Annotated in this window: 19 protein-coding genes; 11 read left to right on the top strand and 8 right to left on the bottom strand. The window is 37.6% G+C overall.

Annotated features, from left to right (window positions below; genetic code table 11):
- Nucleotides 1-16: 16 nt before the first annotated feature.
- The 5 genes from DRF67_RS04290 to DRF67_RS04270 form a co-directional block, all read right to left on the bottom strand.
- Nucleotides 17-622 carry a fumarylacetoacetate hydrolase family protein gene (locus DRF67_RS04290; RefSeq protein ID WP_115926976.1) on the bottom strand — a complete coding sequence of 202 codons (606 nt, stop codon included), beginning with the start codon at nt 620-622 and terminating at the stop codon, nt 17-19.
- Between the two features lie 7 nt (nt 623-629).
- Nucleotides 630-1,190: a hypothetical protein gene (locus DRF67_RS04285; RefSeq protein ID WP_115926974.1), complete on the bottom strand. Its 561-nt coding sequence runs from the start codon at nt 1,188-1,190 to the stop codon at nt 630-632.
- 8 nt (nt 1,191-1,198) lie between these two features.
- Nucleotides 1,199-1,597: a putative signal transducing protein gene (locus DRF67_RS04280; RefSeq protein ID WP_115926972.1), complete on the bottom strand. Its 399-nt coding sequence runs from the start codon at nt 1,595-1,597 to the stop codon at nt 1,199-1,201.
- A gap of 3 nt (nt 1,598-1,600) precedes the next feature.
- Nucleotides 1,601-2,365 (bottom strand): 3'-5' exonuclease, encoded by a 765-nt coding sequence (locus DRF67_RS04275; protein WP_115926970.1) that lies wholly within the window; start codon nt 2,363-2,365, stop codon nt 1,601-1,603.
- Between the two features lie 192 nt (nt 2,366-2,557).
- On the bottom strand, nt 2,558-3,271 hold the full coding sequence (locus DRF67_RS04270; protein ID WP_115926968.1) for a CDP-alcohol phosphatidyltransferase family protein: 714 nt from the start codon (nt 3,269-3,271) through the stop codon (nt 2,558-2,560).
- Nucleotides 3,272-3,359: 88 nt separating this feature from the next.
- On the opposite strand from DRF67_RS04270, the gene DRF67_RS04265 reads away from it, so the two are divergent.
- From DRF67_RS04265 to DRF67_RS04225, 9 genes are all read left to right on the top strand, one after another.
- Nucleotides 3,360-5,288: an LTA synthase family protein gene (locus DRF67_RS04265; protein WP_115926966.1), complete on the top strand. Its 1,929-nt coding sequence runs from the start codon at nt 3,360-3,362 to the stop codon at nt 5,286-5,288.
- A gap of 185 nt (nt 5,289-5,473) precedes the next feature.
- Entirely contained in the window at nt 5,474-5,893 is a 420-nt protein-coding gene (locus DRF67_RS04260) for a DUF2147 domain-containing protein (RefSeq protein WP_115926964.1), read from the top strand.
- Nucleotides 5,894-6,200: 307 nt separating this feature from the next.
- The gene (locus tag DRF67_RS04255) at nt 6,201-7,181 is read left to right on the top strand and encodes a pyruvate dehydrogenase complex E1 component subunit beta (protein WP_115926962.1); all 981 of its coding nucleotides are present in this window, start codon (nt 6,201-6,203) and stop codon (nt 7,179-7,181) included.
- A gap of 116 nt (nt 7,182-7,297) precedes the next feature.
- Nucleotides 7,298-9,289: a KUP/HAK/KT family potassium transporter gene (locus tag DRF67_RS04250; protein ID WP_115926960.1), complete on the top strand. Its 1,992-nt coding sequence runs from the start codon at nt 7,298-7,300 to the stop codon at nt 9,287-9,289.
- 67 nt (nt 9,290-9,356) lie between these two features.
- Nucleotides 9,357-9,830: a Fur family transcriptional regulator gene (locus tag DRF67_RS04245; protein WP_109623651.1), complete on the top strand. Its 474-nt coding sequence runs from the start codon at nt 9,357-9,359 to the stop codon at nt 9,828-9,830.
- Nucleotides 9,831-9,833: 3 nt separating this feature from the next.
- Nucleotides 9,834-11,576 carry an OstA-like protein gene (locus DRF67_RS04240; protein ID WP_115926958.1) on the top strand — a complete coding sequence of 581 codons (1,743 nt, stop codon included), beginning with the start codon at nt 9,834-9,836 and terminating at the stop codon, nt 11,574-11,576.
- Nucleotides 11,577-11,740: 164 nt separating this feature from the next.
- Entirely contained in the window at nt 11,741-12,916 is a 1,176-nt protein-coding gene (locus DRF67_RS04235; protein ID WP_115927100.1) for an aspartate aminotransferase family protein, read from the top strand.
- A gap of 188 nt (nt 12,917-13,104) precedes the next feature.
- Complete coding sequence (locus tag DRF67_RS04230; RefSeq protein ID WP_027374691.1) at nt 13,105-13,491, top strand: START-like domain-containing protein; 387 nt, start codon at nt 13,105-13,107, stop codon at nt 13,489-13,491.
- Nucleotides 13,492-13,569: 78 nt separating this feature from the next.
- A complete protein-coding gene (locus DRF67_RS04225; protein WP_115926956.1) occupies nt 13,570-14,385 on the top strand; it encodes an aminotransferase class IV in 816 nt (271 codons plus the stop codon).
- 83 nt (nt 14,386-14,468) lie between these two features.
- Here DRF67_RS04225 and DRF67_RS04220 read toward each other — a convergent pair whose 3' ends face one another.
- Both DRF67_RS04220 and DRF67_RS04215 read right to left on the bottom strand, forming a co-directional pair.
- Nucleotides 14,469-15,050: an N-acetylmuramoyl-L-alanine amidase gene (locus tag DRF67_RS04220; RefSeq protein WP_115926954.1), complete on the bottom strand. Its 582-nt coding sequence runs from the start codon at nt 15,048-15,050 to the stop codon at nt 14,469-14,471.
- 103 nt (nt 15,051-15,153) lie between these two features.
- The gene (locus DRF67_RS04215) at nt 15,154-15,702 is read right to left on the bottom strand and encodes a YqgE/AlgH family protein (protein ID WP_115926952.1); all 549 of its coding nucleotides are present in this window, start codon (nt 15,700-15,702) and stop codon (nt 15,154-15,156) included.
- A gap of 24 nt (nt 15,703-15,726) precedes the next feature.
- Here DRF67_RS04215 and pdxH point away from each other — a divergent pair, with 24 nt between their 5' ends.
- Nucleotides 15,727-16,368 (top strand): pyridoxamine 5'-phosphate oxidase, encoded by a 642-nt coding sequence (gene pdxH / locus DRF67_RS04210; protein ID WP_115926950.1) that lies wholly within the window; start codon nt 15,727-15,729, stop codon nt 16,366-16,368.
- A gap of 794 nt (nt 16,369-17,162) precedes the next feature.
- On the opposite strand, the gene DRF67_RS04200 is transcribed toward pdxH, so the two are convergent.
- Complete coding sequence (locus tag DRF67_RS04200) at nt 17,163-17,453, bottom strand: HU family DNA-binding protein (protein WP_027379880.1); 291 nt, start codon at nt 17,451-17,453, stop codon at nt 17,163-17,165.
- Between the two features lie 399 nt (nt 17,454-17,852).
- Between DRF67_RS04200 and panD the strand changes: the two genes are divergently transcribed.
- The gene (gene panD / locus DRF67_RS04195) at nt 17,853-18,203 is read left to right on the top strand and encodes an aspartate 1-decarboxylase (protein ID WP_002976902.1); all 351 of its coding nucleotides are present in this window, start codon (nt 17,853-17,855) and stop codon (nt 18,201-18,203) included.
- The last annotated feature ends 3 nt before the right edge of the window (nt 18,204-18,206 follow it).

The following is an 18,206-nucleotide window of genomic DNA, read 5'->3' as shown; positions in this document are numbered from 1 at the left end:
CTTTTATGTTAAATACTTATAATATTCGGATATCAAGGATTTTTTCCTCTTCAAGATACGCTTCAAGAACATCATTTTCTTCAACCTTGCCAACTCCTTTTGGCGTACCTGTAAAAATGAGGTCTCCCACTCGTAACGTAAAATACTGAGAGGCGAAGGCAATAATATCATCAAAAGTAAACATCATATCCTTCGTATTACCATCCTGTACCTTTTCTTTATTTTTAAGCAATGAAAACTGAAGATGGTCCAGACTGAACTTCTCTTTTTTGAAGAAAGAACTGACCACAGCAGAACCGTCAAAACCTTTTGCAAGTTCCCAGGGAAGCCCTTTCGACTTCAGTTGACTCTGAAGATCTCTCGCTGTGAAATCTATTCCCAGACCTATTTCCTCATAATGCTTGTGCGCGATATCTTTCTGAATATATTTTCCTCCTTTTGATATTTTTACAACCACTTCAAGCTCGTAGTGGATATCATTCGAAAATTCAGGAATGTAAAAATCGTTTCCTTTTAAAACAGCTGTATCCGGCTTCATAAAGATAACAGGATTCTCAGGAATTTCGTTTCCTAATTCTTTCGCATGCTCACTGTAGTTTCTTCCTATGCAGATGATTTTCATAATTTAATTAATTTACTTTACCTTTAAAATATCCTTTTCCTTCTACTATATATTTTTCCGGACCATATCTTCTTTGAATTTTAAGTTCGGTATATCCGAAGATACTGTCTCCTCTTTGATAAGATTCCTTATTCAGAATAAGTTTACTATCCAGAACCTTATAATATTCTCCCGTATTCAGAAAATCAAAAGATTTGATATTATCTGTATATGAATACGGTGAAATTTTATATCTGTTCTGTAAAATAGTAATTTCATAACCGTCGCCACTAAAACCATCTCCGGCATAAAGTCTTACGGTCAATATGGGATCTTTATGGATGGAACACCAGTAATATTCCGGACTTAGGTCATCGGTTTCTGTTTTTACTTTGAAATCATTGGATTTAATATCTCCCCTGTCCCAAAGCGTTTGCTGTTTTTGTGTGTCAAATATTTTGAAAAGAGATTTTTGACTCAAATTGTGATCAACTTCAACACTGTTCCATACTAAAAAGAACTTTCCTATAATGAAAACGGAAAAGCCAAGAACAATAATGAGTAAAATTTTTCCAATCCTTTTAATCATATCAAGCTTTAATGAGTGAATTCATTTCCACAATAATAACATTTGAACTGATGGCTCGTCAGAAATGAAATTCCAAAGAAACTGGTGGCACTATCATCCCTGTAAATATGATTGGAACCGCATTTCGGGCATACAAAATCAAACTCAGGGTTGGCAATCGTGTGCTCTACTTCTAAAGAGTATTGTTCATTCTCTTTATAATCCTTCAGGATCTGGCTAGCTTTTTCTATGTCGTCTTCAAAAACCTGAAGCTGAATGCCTCCTACAGCTTGTGAAAGAAGCCAGTCTGACTGGATCAGCTGTTCATTCGCAATAAAACTGTTGATGCCGTTTTCAGCCAATATCTGCTTGTCCCTGTTAGCTTCAAGGGCAGTTTCATAAAATTTAAAACGAACAAGGTCTGCCATTTTTTAAAATTTACTTGATAATTGGATCTTGGTAAATACCTTTTTGGTATATAACGGGAAATCTGCATTCTGAAGCCATCCAAAGTAGCCCAGATCTTTCTGGAATACTGCTTTCACTCCTTGCCCTTTATATTTTCCAAAGTTGAATACTTCTTCCATCTTTTCGTTGAACCCGATGAATCCGGCAAGGTCAGCATTTTTATTATGAAAGGTAAACTCGCTTAGTGGTGCAATCTCATTTGGGATATCCTCATATTTTCCAACTTGCGCATCCAGTACTTCAAAAGTAGCCATAACATCGGCTTCTGCAGAATGTGCATTTTCCAGGGTCTTTCCACAGTAAAACTGGTAAGCAGCACCAAGATTCCGGGGTTCCTTTTTATGAAAAATGGTTTGGGCATCCACCAGTCTGAATTTGCTGAGATCAAAGTCTATCCCGACTCTTAGGAGTTCTTCTGCCAGCAGCGGAACATCAAACCGGTTGGAATTGAACCCTCCAAGATCTGTACCGGTAATCATTTCCATGATTTTGGGAGCAATTTCCCTGAAGGTTGGAGCATCTTTTATATCCTCATCATAAATTCCGTGGATTTCACTGCATTCTTTTGGGATCGGCATTTCAGGATTTACCCGCCATGTTTTGCTCTCTCTGGAGGCGTCCGGATTTACTTTTAAAATGCAGATTTCTACGATTCTGTCTTTTCCGATATTCGTTCCTGTCGTTTCAAGATCAAAAACGCAAAGCGGTTTATGGAGTTTTAAATTCATGTTGATCAATAATAATTTGAAAATGTGTTTTATTTATTTAAGTTCTAGTTTCTAGTTTCTAGTTTTTAGTTGCTAGTTTCTAGTTTTTTAGTTTCTTGTTCTAGCATCTAGCATCTAGCATCTCGCATCCAGCATCTAGCAACTAAAAACTAGCATCTCGCATCCAGCAACTACCACCCATCACCCCTTCATCTACTTCAACTGCCCTTGAAAAATAACCGATACCAGCATATAGTAAATAACAAGCATCGGAATTCCTACGATCTGAAATAGAGCAAGAATAGCAATTCCCCCCACCAATAATACAACTTTCGGGTAATTGTCTTTTAATTGTCTGGATTTGAATTTCATGGCCATCATCTTGATCGGGCTGATCAGAAGCCATGAAGTAAGGACGGTAAGCAGAACCAATAGCAACTCATTATTGAATAAGAAGCTGAAAGTTCCGGTTTCTTTAAATGCATAATAGAGACCGAACAGTAAAACGGTGTTGGTAGGTGTATTCAGTCCCTTGAAGTAATAACGCTGCTCTTCATCAAGGTTAAAGATGGCCAGTCTCAGACATGAAAATACAGTAACCAGCAACCCGAAATACTTGATTTCAAAAGGAAGGTGAAGCCCCAGCAGTTCCGTTCCGAATGGTTCAAGAGCTTTATATAGGGTGAGTCCCGGGATCAATCCAAAGCTTACCATATCAGCAAGAGAATCCAACTGCAGCCCAAGGTTGGAATTTGATTTTAAGGCTCTGGCAACAAACCCGTCAAAAAAATCGAAAATGGAAGAGAGAACAAGGCATATTGCCGTTGTCTGATAGTCTCCTAAAATAAGGTGTATTGCACCCACGCAGCCCGCAAATAAATTAGCCAGGGTCAAGGCATTGGCCAGATTATTTTTTATAAAATCCATAAGTACAAAATTACATTTTTAAAAATTCTAACTCAAAATAATATGAACTAAAAAAGGCATTAAAACGATTTTGATGTAAATTTGCCGCATGAAATTTTTAAAAGGATTTAGAAAACAGGAAGTTCTGGCATTGTTTTACAGAATTTTTTTAGCCTATGTTTTTTATCAGATCGCAAGACTTTTGTTCTGGTATTTCAATAAAGACCTCATAAAAGTTGATTCGGTTTACGATTATTTGAAGCTTGCTTACCACGGGACGGCTTTCGATACGACAGCAATTCTGTATGTCAATTCTTTATTTATTCTACTGAGTCTGCTGCCTCTCGTCGTGAATACAAAGAAAGTCTATCAGAAAATTCTTTTCTGGCTGTATTTTATAACCAATGGGGTGGCTTATGCTATGAATTTCGGAGATTTTATCTATTACAAATTTTCCCAGGCAAGACTTACTTCAGCGGTGTTCCAGGTGGCCGAGCACGAATCTAATGTTTCCCAGACCCTGATGATCTCTATCAAAGAGCATCCTTTTGTCCTGATCTGGTATATTGTTTTAATGGCAGGATGGGTTTTCCTCTATAAGAAAGTAAAAGTGGAAGATACTAAACCTGCGAAACTTCTTCCCTATTTCCTTTTTTCCATTGTGACATTATGTATCACTGCGGTGTTGGTAGTAGGTGGAATCAGGGGTGATTTCAAACACAGTACAAGACCGATCAATATGGTTGATGCTACCAGGTTTGTGACGAATCCTTTACAGGGAAATATGGTGCTTAACAGTACATTCTCCTTTTTCAGAACCTTGAATACTAATAACTTTAAAGAAGTACATTTTGTAGACGAAAAATATATTGATGACCATGTTTTTCCTTATAAAACCTATGACAGGAAAGTTGAAAACCGGCCTAATATTGTCATTTTTATTGTAGAATCCTTTGGCAGAGAATATTCCGGTGCTTTTAACAAAGACAAAAATATAAAGGATTACGTTTCCTATACTCCTTTTATGGATAGTCTGGCGGGGGAAAGTCTTATTTTTCCGGATACTTTTGCGAACGGAAGACAGTCTATTCATGGGATGAGCAGTGTGCTGGCCGGAATTCCCAGCCTTACGGATGCCTTTACGGGATCGCCATACTCCAATCAGAAGATCCAGTCTATCGTTTCTGTCTGTAATGATCTGGGTTATGACACTTCATTTTACCATGGAGCTCCTAATGGTTCAATGGGATTCCTGGGGTTTGGTAATATTTTAGGGTTCAAACATTATTTCGGAAAAACGGAATACAATCATGACGAAGATTTCGATGGGATGTGGGCCATCTGGGATGAGCCATTCCTTCAGTATTTTGCTAAGAATGTTGGAAAGAAACAGCCTTTTATGACTACGGTGTTTACAGCTTCTTCCCATCATCCTTTTAAAATTCCTGAAAAATACCAGGGGAAATTTAAGAAAGGAAAAATAGAAATGCATGAGCCGATACAGTATACGGACTATGCAATTAAAAAATACTTTGAAACGGCCAAAAAAGAACCTTGGTTCAAAAATACCATCTTTGTTTTTACTGGAGATCATACCAACCAGATCTATTACCCGGAATATGAAAGAGCCATGAACCGTTTTGCAGTTCCATTGATCTTCTATTCTCCCAATCCGGAATATCAGCTTAAAGGGGTGAGTCCGGAAACAGCGCAGCAGGCTGATATTTATCCTACACTGGTTGACCTTATCGGATACAATAAGCCGATCAGAAGCTGGGGCAGAAGCTTGGTAAGTCCTGAAAAATACCCTTCAATAGTAGTTAATTCCGATGGGAATACCGAGCAGTTTATTATCGGGAATTATATGTACCGATTTGACGGCAAGGAAATCAATGGGGTCTACGATAAAACGGATCTTGGATTTGAAAAAAATCTGATCGACCAGCTTAAAAGCACTGAGATTGAAAAAGGAAAACAGATAGCAAAAGCCTGGTACCAGGATTATATGAACAGAGTGATCAACAGAAAGCTGTATTAGAAAGACGGAAAAAGTATTCGCTCATAATGGGATTACACTTTTTTGGAGTGGTATTTGTTGATCTTTCACTACTTTACCGGTATTTATGCTTTGTATAATAAAAGTTTTTGTTTGTTGAAAATTAATTTATATTTTTATCAATACGTAGATAAGAATACTGTATTAAAATTAAAACTATAAGAAATATGAAAAAATTATTGTTAACGTTTGGGCTTTCTTTATTCGGTGTGCTCTCTTTTGCACAGATAGAAGGCAAGTGGAAGACGATAGATGACGAAACCAAGCAGGCGAAGTCTATTGTAGAAATATACAAAAAATCAGACGGGAAATATTATGGAAAAGTTTCTCAATTGCTGATAAAGCCTGCAGACCCGAATTGTACAGCATGTAAAGATGATAGAAAAGGAAAACCTATTGTAGGATTAGAAATCATCAGAGGCTTAAAAAAGGAAGGGGATGAGTTCACCGGAGGATCTATCACAGATCCAAAAACCGGTAAAACTTACAAATGTACCATTACAAAAAGCGGAGATAAGCTTAATGTAAGAGGTTATTTAGGATTATCATTACTAGGCAGAACCCAGGTTTGGGAGAAGGCCAATTAATTTAAGTTTAAATAGAATTTTTGAAACGGCATTTCAGCAATGAAATGCCGTTTTTTTAATATCTCCACTTATAGAATATAATCGCGGGTATAAGGAAAAAACTTTTATCATATTAATTTTAAAGTCGATGAGAAGATGTTTGTCAATTCTTTTAAACCTCCTTCTTTTAGCTTCCAGCTCCCTTTCACAGAAATATCTCTTTTGAAATTCCTATTAATATTAATACCTCTCGTTCAAATGAAACGCCTTTTTATGATGTGTATCATAAAAAAACACTATTTTTGTAGTCTAAATTTTTCAAGAAAATATGGCAGAATATACTTTTCGTGAGGTAATTGCACAGGCAATGAGCGAGGAAATGCGTAAAGACGAATCCATCTACCTGATGGGGGAGGAAGTGGCAGAATATAATGGTGCATATAAGGCTTCAAAAGGAATGCTGGATGAATTTGGTCCGAAAAGAGTAATCGATACCCCGATTGCAGAACTAGGATTTACAGGAATCTCCGTAGGAGCTGCAATGAATGGCAACAGACCCATCGTAGAATTTATGACATTCAATTTCTCTTTGGTAGGAATTGACCAGATTATTAATAATGCGGCAAAAATCCGCCAGATGAGTGGTGGACAGTGGAACTGCCCGATTGTTTTCCGTGGTCCTACTGCCTCTGCAGGACAATTAGGAGCAACTCACTCTCAGGCTTTTGAAGGTTGGTTTGCGAACTGCCCGGGACTTAAAGTGGTTGTACCTTCCAATCCGTATGATGCAAAAGGATTATTAAAAACAGCAATTCAGGATAACGACCCGGTTATTTTCATGGAATCTGAGCAGATGTATGGAGATAAGATGGAAATTCCGGAAGAGGAATATTATCTGCCAATCGGAAAGGCAGATATTAAGAGAGAGGGAACAGACGTAACTCTTGTTTCATTTGGTAAAATCATGAAGCTGGCTTTACAGGCTGCTGAAGATATGGCTAAAGAAGGAATCTCTGTAGAAGTTATTGACCTTAGAACAGTTCGCCCTCTTGATTTTGATACTGTTTTAGAATCTGTGAAGAAAACCAACAGATTGGTTATTCTTGAAGAAGCATGGCCATTCGGATCAATATCTTCAGAAATTACCTACATGGTACAGCAAAAAGCATTTGATTATTTAGATGCTCCTATCAAGAGAATTACTACTCCTGATGCACCTGCACCATACTCGGCTGCATTATTTGCAGAATGGTTCCCTAAGCTTGAAAAAGTAAAAGAGGAAATCAAAAAAGCGATGTACGTAAAGTAATAATAGAAAAAAACTTCCGAAAGGAAGTTTTTTCATTTATTATATTCATGAAGAAAAATTCTTGGCGTCATAAAATTGATCTAAATTTGCGCTTTTAAAAAAATAAATTGGCTGATATGGCAGAAGTTACAGAAGGCGGTCATCACTTTGACCTAAAGAAACTCTCATTTGTGGGCGTTATAGTTTCTCTCGGGATCGTTTTCGGAGATATTGGTACGTCACCGCTTTACGTAATGAAGGCGATCGTGAACGCAAGAAAAGATGGCGCTACCATGCCGTTTGATGAATACATTGAAGGAGCATTATCCTGTATCATCTGGACATTGACGCTGCAGACCACCCTTAAATATGTGATTATCGCTCTAAGAGCTGATAACAAGGGTGAAGGAGGAATCCTTGCCCTCTATTCACTGGTAAAAAAGCTTAAGAAAAAATGGTTGTACGTCGTCGCCATTATTGGCGCCTCCACACTGGTTGCAGATAGTGTGATCACACCTTCCCTGACTGTGATGTCTGCGATTGAGGGACTTAAGATATACAATCCGGAAACCCCGGTGGTGCTTATCACCATAGTGATCTTATTTATAGTCTTTGTCGTACAGCAGTTCGGTACAGCTTCCATAGGTAAATTCTTCGGACCCGTCATGGTCACATGGTTTTTAGTACTGGGACTGTCAGGATCAATGCATATTTTTGATCATATCGAAATATTAAAGGCTTTTAACCCTATATACGCATATAATCTGATCACCCACTCATCAAGTGCTATTGTGATCATGGGAGCAGTTTTTCTGTGTACCACAGGAGCTGAAGCTTTATATTCAGATTTAGGACACTGCGGGGCCAAAAATATCAGAATCAGCTGGATTTTTGTTAAGCTGATGCTGATTCTGAACTATCTTGGACAGGGATCATGGCTGTTAGATAATTACCAGCAGGTACACAACGGGGTAAATCCTTTCTTCGGAATTATGCCGGAATGGGCCGTTTTACCAAGTGTGATTTTAGCAACAGCAGCTGCCATTATTGCCAGTCAGGCTGTTATTACAGGATCATTTACCATGTTCTCAGAAGCAATGTCCATATCTTTCTGGCCTAATCAGCATATTGAATACCCTTCCGGAATCAAAGGACAGATGTATATTCCAAGAATCAACTGGGGGCTGATGGCTTTCTGTTTCGTAGTTGTTATCTTCTTCCAAAAGTCAGAACGTATGGAAGCAGCATATGGACTTACCATTACCATTACAATGCTGATGACAACTATTCTACTGTTGTTCTGGCTAAGCCGTACAAGAGTCAATAAGATCTTTATTGCAGGTTTTGCAGCAGTGTATCTGTTTCTTGAATCAGGGTTTTTCTATGCCAATGTGATCAAGTTCGTAGATGGAGGCTGGCTTACGATGGTATTGGGTGGATTTATTGCGGTCTGTATGTATGCCTGGTATAACGGCAGACTCATCAAGGCTAACTTTATCCAGTATGTAAAGATTGACAAATACGTCTCTATCATCAAAGACATGAAGCTGGATGAAACGATTCCTAAATATGCCACCAATCTGGCGTATCTGAGCCGGGCCAAGAGAAATGATGAGGTAGAGTCCAAAATTATTTACTCCATCATTAAGAAGCAGCCGAAAAGAGCCGATCATTACTTCATCCTGAGCATCGTGAATCAGGAAGATCCTTATACTTTCAAATATACGGTGGATGAAATTTTACCGGGAACCGTTTATAAGATCAACTTCCTTTTGGGATTCAAAGTAGACCGTAGAATTAATGATTACTTCAACATGGTACTCAGAGATCTTATGGCAGACGGGACTATTCCGTCAAGAAGCAGCCACCCATCTCTGAGAGCACACAATATACCACCGGATCTGAAGTACGTGATTATAGATAATACGTATATCAATGATATCCTTTTAACTGTTAAACAGAAGATTACACTCAATATTTACAGCTTTGTGAAGTATATCGGAAGTGATGACTTTAAGGCCTGGGGAGTATCTTCTCACAACGTTGAAGTGGAGTCTGCTCCTATTACTGAGCTCACTGTTTATGATAACAAAATTGAGCAGTCGGGGTACTTCCGTCACAATTCTTAAACCCGAGAGTATCTAACCATAATATCTATTTAAATAAAAATCGATAAATTTGTAGATAATTTTTTTAATGGATACAATACAAAAAGAAAAAAATATAGCTTTGATCAAGGATGTTTTGAGAAACTACTTATTAGAAAAAGGTTTCCGGAATACCCCTGAACGATATACGATATTGGAAGAGATTTATAATATGGATCATCACTTCAATGTAGATGATCTGTATCTTTTGATGATGCAGAAAAAATATCACGTTTCCAAAGCTACGATTTACAATACGATCGAGATTTTCCTTGATGCAGGGCTTATCCGTAAGCATCAGTTTGGAGAAAAGACACTGACTTCCTCATCTTATGAAAAATCTTATTTTGATAAACAGCACGATCACCTGGTGATCTACAAAAAAGATTCTGATAAAGAAATCGAAGAAATTATTGAGTTCTGTGACCCAAGGATCCAGGGAATCAAAGAAGCCATTGAAGAAGCTTTTGGCGTAAATATTGATTCTCATTCGCTGTATTTCTATGGCACTAAGAATGATTAATCAATGAGAATAATCCTTTTTCTGTTCATCTTTATTTCTACGCTGAGTGTTGCGCAGGACAAACTTCCCGTGAAGAAAGATCCTTATTTGCAGGCTCCCTCACCAGGGCAGCCTAAGCCGCTGAAGCCCGAAGATAAAATAAAGATCATCCACGCGGATAAAATCATAAAAGACGCTGAAAAGTACGAAGGCAATCAGTACTTTACAGGGAATGTTCAGATTGAGCATCAGGGGTCTGTTCTTACCGCAGACGAAGTGGTTCTGTACAGTGAAGAAAACTTTGTAAAAGCAATCGGCAATACAAGGCTTCAGAATGCTGACGGATCCGTAATTACTGCAGGAGAAATGGAATACGACGGTAATACTCAGAAAGGTGTTGCCAGAAAAAATGTTGTTCTTACCGACCCGAAACAAACCATAAAAACAGATATCCTGTATTATGACCGCATGGCCAATCAGGCATACTTCAATACGGGTGGAACAATCTCTGATACCCAGGGAAATGTGATGTATACCAAGTCTGCAACTTATTTTCTGAATACCAAGATGATTGATTTTGTTGGGAATGTAAAAATAGACAACCCGCAATACCTGATTGAAGGGGTGAATATCAAACAGAATCAGAATACCAAAGTTGCTGAGTTTTTCGGCCCTACGACCATTACCAACAAAGCGAATCCTAAAAACAGGATTTACACCGAAAGGGGAACCTATAAAATGGAAACGAAGGAGGCTTTCCTGAATAAAAATTCGAAGATCTTCTACAATGATAAAATCCTTACCGGTGATGATATGTATTACAATCAGATTTCAGGTTTTGGTAAGGCAACCGGAAATGTGACCTTGGATGATCCTTTAGAAAAAAGATATATCAAAGGCGGATACGGGGAGATTTTTGAGAAAAAGGACTCTGCCATGATGACCAGAAACCCTTATGCTGTAAAAATAATGGAAAAGGATTCTGTGTATTTTGCTGCAGAAAGAATTATTTCTTATCAGAGACCGGATTCTCTGGACATCAAAGTAAAGAAAAGTTTCCTTAGAGCCTATAAAAAAGCAAGGGTATTTAAGTCCAATGCACAGGGAAGGGCAGACTCCATTGCCTTCAATGAGACGGATGGGGTGATGCACATGTATACCAATCCCATTCTTTGGAGTGGTGAAAAGCAGGTAACCGGAGATAAAGTGGAAGCTTATTTCAATACCCAAAGCGAAAATATTGATTCATTAAAAGTCATAGGAAACGCCTTTGCCATCAGTAAAGTAGATTCTTTAACCCTGAAAGATGAATTCAATCAGGTAAAAGGCAAATTTATGACGGTGTATTATCAGAACAATGATATCAGAGAAGCCAGAGTGGTAGGAAATGCACAGTCTATTGTGTATGTGGATGATGAAGATCAGGAAACCAAAAAGCCTGAAAGAATAGGAATCACCCTTTCTGCATGTGGAATCATTGGGGCTTTATTTGAAGAAAGAGCACTGCAGATTATTTCCTGTAGTATTGGCGCTACTTCAGATACCTATCCGATGAGCATGATAGAGCCGGCACGGAGAAAGTTTCCGGACTTTAACTGGAACACCCGGGACCGGATCAGAAAATGGCAGGATATTCTGGTAGACAGTCCTAATTATGAAGAAATACAATATACAGCGGATAATGAGCTCTTTGATAAAGCTCAGAAGGCGGTAGATGATGAAAAAGCTAAAGAAGAAGCTAAAAAACCTAAACGGGTTAGAAAATAATATAAAAGGAATCACTTAAAGAGTGGTTCTTTTTTTTTAGGCATGTATTATCTTTTAGTTTCTGATCCTCTTTAATTGGTAAGGGAACAGTTTATTCTAAAGCAATAATTTCGGCATCTGGTGAATCTTTTATAGCTTTGCTGAAATTTTTTGAGACAATGGAAATGCACAAAGATTTTTTTATATACCAGGCACAAACCACAAAATTTGCAGCAGGTTTTGAAGTTGAAAAGGCAGTTGGAAACTATATTTACGGTACAGACGGAAGAAGATATCTGGACTTTGTTGCGGGGGTTTCAGCCAATACATTGGGACATTCACATCCTAAGGTGGTAAACGCGATAAAAGAACAGGCCGATAAATATCTCCATGTCATGGTATACGGTGAATACGCACAGGAAAAACCTATAGCCTTGTGTAAACTGCTGGCAGAAGCTACTCCTGATCCGTTGCAAGTAACCTATCTTGTAAACAGCGGGGCAGAGGCTATTGACGGAAGCTTAAAGCTGGCGAAACGATATACAGGAAGGGAAGAAATTATCTCTTTTAAAAATTCTTACCATGGAAATACCCATGGAGCATTGAGTGTTTCCGGAAATGAGAATCATAAGAGAGAATTCCGCCCTTTACTACCGATGGTGACCTTCATTGAGTTCAACGATGAAAAGGAATTTGATAAAATTACTGATAAAACAGCATGTGTCCTCCTGGAAACTATTCAGGGAGCTGCAGGTTTTCTGGTACCTGATCCCGGCTATCTCATTAAGCTGAAACAACGATGCGAAGAAGTGGGAGCCCTACTGATCCTGGATGAAATACAGCCCGGATTCGGAAGAACGGGAAAACTGTTCTCTTTCGAACATTTTGGAATAGTTCCCGATATTCTGGTCATGGGTAAAGGAATGGGAGGCGGTGTACCTGTAGGTGCTTTTATGAGTTCCCGAAAAATAATGGAAACCTTGTCCCATTCTCCAAAGCTTGGTCACGTGACTACCTTTGGAGGAAACCCTCTTATTGCAGCTGCCAGCTATGCTACTTTGAAAGAAGTATTGGAAAGCGGCCTGATGGAAGAGGTTGACGAAAAAGAAAAATTGTTCAGAGAGCTGCTGGTCCATCCGAAAATCAAAAATATTAACGGAAAAGGCCTGATGCTTGCCGTAAATCTTGGCGCGCCTGAATACACCCTGGAAGTCGCCAAAAAGTGTATGGATAGAGGGCTTATTGTCTTCTGGCAGCTTTATAGAAACGAATACCTAAGAATATCTCCACCGCTAACATTATCGCTGGACGAAATCCGCGAAGGATGCCGCATTATTCTGGAAATCCTTGATGAAAACTAACCGGATATCCCTCCAAATAGGAGGGATATTTTTATGCTTACCATCACACTTGTAAACATTTGGACTTAACATAATACAGGTTGAAAATCTCTGATAAATATCATGAAGATCCTTTAAAAAAGTAACCTCTTTCTTGTGTAATAAAAAAATTAATTTATATATTGCGGGACGATAAAAACAAAGATTATATGGCGAAACATAAAGTCCATTACGAATTCCCAATGCACTGTTTATCAGAGATTTTATATGAATATCTGGCGACTGCGGAAGGGTTGTCTGAATGGTTTGCGGATGAGGTAACAGAAAAAGGCGATGACTTCTTTTTTAGCTGGGGTGGAGGTCCTGCAGAAAAGGCCACTTTAATCAGATATAAGCCTGAAGGTTTCGTACGTTTCAGATGGGAAGAAGATGAAGGAACTAAAAACTTCTTTGAAATGACTATCGTTATAGATGATATTACAGAAGACCTGGCCCTGAACATTACAGATTTCTGTGAAGAAGGTGATGAAGAAGAAAATGCAATGTATTGGGAAAATCTTATTGAAAACCTTAGAATAAAATTAGGTGCGGCATAAGGTTGTACCATTGTAAATGATAAAACTGATGAACGATTTATCGTTCATTATTTTTTTATAAATAAATCGCATCGAAAATTGGAAAATCAATATTTTACATCAGACGAATTAAAGGTAAAAAACAGAGCTTTTCTTTGGGGGGATTCAGTGAAGGTTTCTTTCTTTGTAAGAAATGGAGGACTCATCATGGATGAGGAATGTTATTTTTTCTTGATGGCTTCTATGAGAAAGATGAGGTTGAATATTCCTTTGACCTATACCCTGGAGTTTTTTCAGTCTCTTTTTCAGAAAGATATTATCGAGGGCAAAGGAATACACAATGGAATCATCAATTTCCAGGTGTTCAGAAATAATGATGGTCTGACGCTGGCAAAATCTTCAGTTTCCTATTTTTATGAAGTTACAGAAATTGCAGACCTTCTTACGGTTCACCAAAGGCTTCTGGAACTGGATATGATCAAGGAAATCAATGTTAATAACAACCTTCTGAGCAATATTAGGGTTCACTGCCCCGAAAATATTTATGGAGAGATTTATGCACAGGAAAATGATCTTGATGACGTTATTCTTTTAAACCCTAATAAGAGAATTGCCCGGTCAACCTCAGGAAATCTTTTATTTTTGGAAGGGAATGTCATAAAAATCCCCAAACACTCCGAAGGAGCTTATATCTCTCCGCTGCTGGAAAATTTTGTGACTTTCTTACATAAAAGTAACCTTGCCGACATTCAGGAACACGAGATTATTGCCTTCGAATCACAGAAGGCAGAAGAGATTTTAATGATCTCCGATGAGAAAGGCATATTTTCTGTAGGTAAAATAAGAAATAAGACTTTTGAAAACCTCCGTTTTACCGAATTGGTAGAAAGCTGGAAGAAAAGTTTTCAGTCATAGAATTGACAAACCCGGTAAACAACGAAATTTCAAAGTCCTTTACCGGGTTTTATTCTGATTAAATCAGAAATTGTTTCTTTATTTTAGTACTCGTTGATGATTTCAACGAATTTTTGTGCAATTTCTTTTTGCCCCTTTTCACTCGTCATATAATTTCTGTCCTGGGTATTATTGATAAATCCAAGTTCTACCAATACTGCAGGAGCTTTGGTTTCTCTTAAGATGTGCAGGTTGCGTTCTACGATCGTTTGGGCACTAAATTTTTTAGAGATTTTGTCAGCCAGCTTTTTTGAACCTTCAGAATTTTGAATAAATACTTCAAAACCATGTTTTGGGGTCTCTTTCTCAGGAGACTTGTTGACATGCAGAGAAATCACCATTTCCGGATTCAGATTGTTGATTAGGATAGTTCGGTCAGGAAGGCTGGAAGATATATCTGCGTCCCTTGTTAAAATCACTTCATACTTATCCTGACTCTTATTGATCTTGTGAATTTCTTTTGCAATGTTTAAGGAAATATCTTTTTCAGAAAACTGACCATATACTGCTCCGGCATCACTTCCGCCATGTCCGGCATCAATAATGATGTATTTTTTGTTGAGCGGTGTAAATGATAAAAATGCAGTAGAAAAGACTGATACAGCAAGTAAAGTAATACCTTTCATTTCTGTGATTTTGGTTATCCAAAGAACGGGAAAAGTTTTTTTAAAATTGGTTAAGATAATCTTAAAGTTTGTTAATTATTTTATCGTATTGAAAACCATATTGCTAATTAAGTGAAATATCCTCAGGTGAATTGGCCCATAGCAAAAATTCTCCACCCAGATTCTGCATAATAGATTTCCATAGGGTCTGATCATTAGGAAGCGTATAGTCCAGATTATAAACATCCACTACCGTCCATACTTTTCTTTGAACTTCCGTATCCAGCTGCTCGGGAGACCATCCAGAATACCCGGAGAATATTTTTACATTGTTGATATCAAGCTCCTTGCTCAAAACCGCATTGATGATACGTTCGATATCTTCTGTAAGGTAGAATTCACTGGTGATTTCTGTGTAAACCTCCGTAACCTTTGGACCTTTGACGATGAAAAATACCTTATCATTCTCTACAGGACCTCCGTCGTAGACTTCAATTTTAAAGTCAAAGAAATCTTTGAATTTACTACTCATCTGGCTGTTTTTTTTATTTAATATCAAACCAAATGCACCGCTTTCGTTATGTTCAATAACCAATACGACTGATCTGGAAAAAATATCGCCGGAAATGTCAGGTGTCGAGATTAATATTTTACCTTTGTATGAGTGATTCATACTCAAATTTAATAAAAAATATTTATGGAAAACCTGCACGACAAAAGAAAAGTGTACGAGAAATCCCAACTTATTGAAAGTGAGATAAAACAAAATCCAATAGAGCAGTTCAGAGATTGGTTTTTGGACGCTAATGAGAGCCCTGAGGTCTCAGAAGCCAATGCTATGGCTGTTTCTACAGTAGAAGAAGATGGCTGTCCGCGGACGAGAATGGTGCTTCTTAAAGCATATACTCATGAAGGATTTATTTTTTATACCAACTATAACAGCCGTAAAGGAAAAGCGATAGAGAATAACCATAAAGCCTGCCTGCATTTTTTCTGGCCTAATCTGGAAAGGCAGATCATCATAAAAGCGGATCTGGAAAAGGTAGCTGAAAATCTTAGTGACGGTTATTTCCACTCAAGACCGAAGGGGAGCCAGCTGGGAGCATTGGTTTCTCCGCAAAGTCAACCAATTCCTAACAGAGAGTTTCTGGAAAAAAAATTGAAGGATCTGGAAAATGAATATGAAAATGTTGAAGTTCCCAGGCCGGAACATTGGGGAGGCTATCTTGCTAAACCATACGAAATTGAATTCTGGCAGGGTAGACCTAACCGTCTTCATGACAGGATTATATATACACTGGAGGGCCTGGACTGGAAGATCTCAAGACTGGCACCTTAATGAGAGGTTAGAAACTACAAATAAGATGTCAGTGATTATGTTTTTAAAATATGATAGTAGCATCTTAAATATATAAACTTTGTAATATCAATAGAGGCGGACTTAGTCCGCTTAATTGTTTGCAACCATGGTAAATGGCTTGAGCCGAAACTTAATCTCTTAACTTCTTAATAATTTTAATTGCGCCTATTTAATGTATTGGTTGACCTGGCTAATCCTAAATAAGCAGTACAGATTTATGAGATATAAGATAGTTGTCGGTTTATGTCGGCCACTATCTTTGTTTTTGTTATTTGCTTTTAAAAAAATTTTAGTTTACTCTTTTCAAGAGCTGTAAAGCTTGAACCTGTTTTTTTTTAACGCCACGTTCGCAAGGTTATTGATGTTGTGTACGATTTCGTTCGCAGTGGCACTTCGTTCAGCAAAGGGTTTTTCTGCTGAGTGAAACGCCTTAGCGATCGTTTTTGTATAAGAATTAAGAAAACTTAGCGCCCCTTTGCGTGGTAAACAATTTAATTTTTACTTAATGATAATCTTCCGGCTGTAAGACTTCAGCTCCCCGGGTTTCAGATTAAGTAAAACAGACTCCGGCAGGTATTGCCGAAATATATCAATGCATTTCCATCAGTGATCTGATCTTTTCCAATACTTTTTTTCCTTTCGCACTGATGATCTCTGCTGTTAATCTTTGATTCCTGATGCAGTCAATGAAGATTTTTCCCAATGATCTACATTTAAAATAGAAAAAAGGCTGTTTCAATGAAACAGCCTTTGAATTTTTGTAATCTGAATGATTATTTTTTCTTAGCACCAGAAACTGCATTTGATAGATCAGCTCCCGCTTTGAATTTAGCAACTTTTTTTGCCGCAATTTTGATTGGTTTTTTAGTTGCAGGGTTAATACCTTGTCTAGCTGCTCTCTCAGCTACTGAGAAAGTACCAAAACCTACTAAAGAAACTTTTCCGTCTTTTTTCTTTAAAGTAGAAGTTACGTTACCAATGAAAGATTCTAAAGCAGCTTTTGCTGCAACTTTAGTGATACCAGCATCTTTTGCGATTGCGTCGATTAATTCAGACTTGTTCATAATTTTTAATATTAAAGTTAGTTCGTAATTATAGCAAATATAATACTATTTTCTAATTGTGCAATTTTTTTATTAAAACTTGTAAAATTTTTTTGCTTTTCAGTGAAATCAGTTAAAATATGATAATTCCAACTTCCACGTAAAATCTACGTTACGCGTCACTAAAATCATGCCAAATGCTTATGTGTATTGACTTTAGGAAAAAGGTGGTATTATTTTCTGTATTTATTAAATCCTAAATTGAGTATAAAGTATTAATGTTTTTAAGGATATGATTGTTAATTCTACAACCAAAATTTATTTTTTTTGTATTCTATGAAATTAAACACCTGTGTTTGTGGGAGTTTTTAAATGATCGATATAGATCGTTTTATTAATTTTTATTAATAAATTTGCACCATGCTAATAGAAGTTTTTAAGTCTAAGATCCACAGGGTAAGGGTAACAGCCTCTGACCTTAATTATATAGGAAGTATAACGATTGATGAAGATCTTATAGAAGCTGCCGGACTGGTAGTTGGAGAGAGGGTCTATATCGTGAACGTCAACAACGGAGAACGGTTTGATACGTACGTGATCAAGGGAAAAAGAAAATCGGGTGAAGTATGCCTGAACGGGCCTGCAGCAAGAAAAGTGCAGAAAGATGATATCATCATCATCATTGCCTATGCTCAGATGACTCCTGAAGAAGCAAAAGATTTCCAGCCGAAAATAGTTTTCCCGGACGAAAAAACAAATCTTCTTACCTAGTTC

The sequence above is a fragment of the Chryseobacterium pennipullorum genome, from assembly GCF_003384725.1.
GTDB classification, from domain to species: domain Bacteria; phylum Bacteroidota; class Bacteroidia; order Flavobacteriales; family Weeksellaceae; genus Chryseobacterium; species Chryseobacterium pennipullorum.
This window is presented reverse-complemented; position numbering and strand designations above follow the sequence as displayed.

What these genes read in the sequence shown, in the direction of transcription:
- DRF67_RS04245 (WP_109623651.1), top strand. Translation starts at nt 9,357, where the DNA reads ATGGATACAATACAAAAAGAAAAAAATATAGCTTTGATCAAGGATGTT.
- DRF67_RS04275 (WP_115926970.1), bottom strand. Translation starts at nt 2,365, where the DNA reads ATGAATTTAAAACTCCATAAACCGCTTTGCGTTTTTGATCTTGAAACG.
- DRF67_RS04285 (WP_115926974.1), bottom strand. Translation starts at nt 1,190, where the DNA reads ATGATTAAAAGGATTGGAAAAATTTTACTCATTATTGTTCTTGGCTTT.
- DRF67_RS04200 (WP_027379880.1), bottom strand. Translation starts at nt 17,453, where the DNA reads ATGAACAAGTCTGAATTAATCGACGCAATCGCAAAAGATGCTGGTATC.
- DRF67_RS04230 (WP_027374691.1), top strand. Translation starts at nt 13,105, where the DNA reads ATGGCGAAACATAAAGTCCATTACGAATTCCCAATGCACTGTTTATCA.
- DRF67_RS04255 (WP_115926962.1), top strand. Translation starts at nt 6,201, where the DNA reads ATGGCAGAATATACTTTTCGTGAGGTAATTGCACAGGCAATGAGCGAG.
- DRF67_RS04265 (WP_115926966.1), top strand. Translation starts at nt 3,360, where the DNA reads ATGAAATTTTTAAAAGGATTTAGAAAACAGGAAGTTCTGGCATTGTTT.
- DRF67_RS04260 (WP_115926964.1), top strand. Translation starts at nt 5,474, where the DNA reads ATGAAAAAATTATTGTTAACGTTTGGGCTTTCTTTATTCGGTGTGCTC.
- panD (WP_002976902.1), top strand. Translation starts at nt 17,853, where the DNA reads ATGCTAATAGAAGTTTTTAAGTCTAAGATCCACAGGGTAAGGGTAACA.
- DRF67_RS04235 (WP_115927100.1), top strand. Translation starts at nt 11,741, where the DNA reads ATGCACAAAGATTTTTTTATATACCAGGCACAAACCACAAAATTTGCA.
- DRF67_RS04270 (WP_115926968.1), bottom strand. Translation starts at nt 3,271, where the DNA reads ATGGATTTTATAAAAAATAATCTGGCCAATGCCTTGACCCTGGCTAAT.
- DRF67_RS04220 (WP_115926954.1), bottom strand. Translation starts at nt 15,050, where the DNA reads ATGAAAGGTATTACTTTACTTGCTGTATCAGTCTTTTCTACTGCATTT.
- DRF67_RS04215 (WP_115926952.1), bottom strand. Translation starts at nt 15,702, where the DNA reads ATGAATCACTCATACAAAGGTAAAATATTAATCTCGACACCTGACATT.
- DRF67_RS04290 (WP_115926976.1), bottom strand. Translation starts at nt 622, where the DNA reads ATGAAAATCATCTGCATAGGAAGAAACTACAGTGAGCATGCGAAAGAA.
- DRF67_RS04280 (WP_115926972.1), bottom strand. Translation starts at nt 1,597, where the DNA reads ATGGCAGACCTTGTTCGTTTTAAATTTTATGAAACTGCCCTTGAAGCT.
- pdxH (WP_115926950.1), top strand. Translation starts at nt 15,727, where the DNA reads ATGGAAAACCTGCACGACAAAAGAAAAGTGTACGAGAAATCCCAACTT.
- DRF67_RS04250 (WP_115926960.1), top strand. Translation starts at nt 7,298, where the DNA reads ATGGCAGAAGTTACAGAAGGCGGTCATCACTTTGACCTAAAGAAACTC.
- DRF67_RS04240 (WP_115926958.1), top strand. Translation starts at nt 9,834, where the DNA reads ATGAGAATAATCCTTTTTCTGTTCATCTTTATTTCTACGCTGAGTGTT.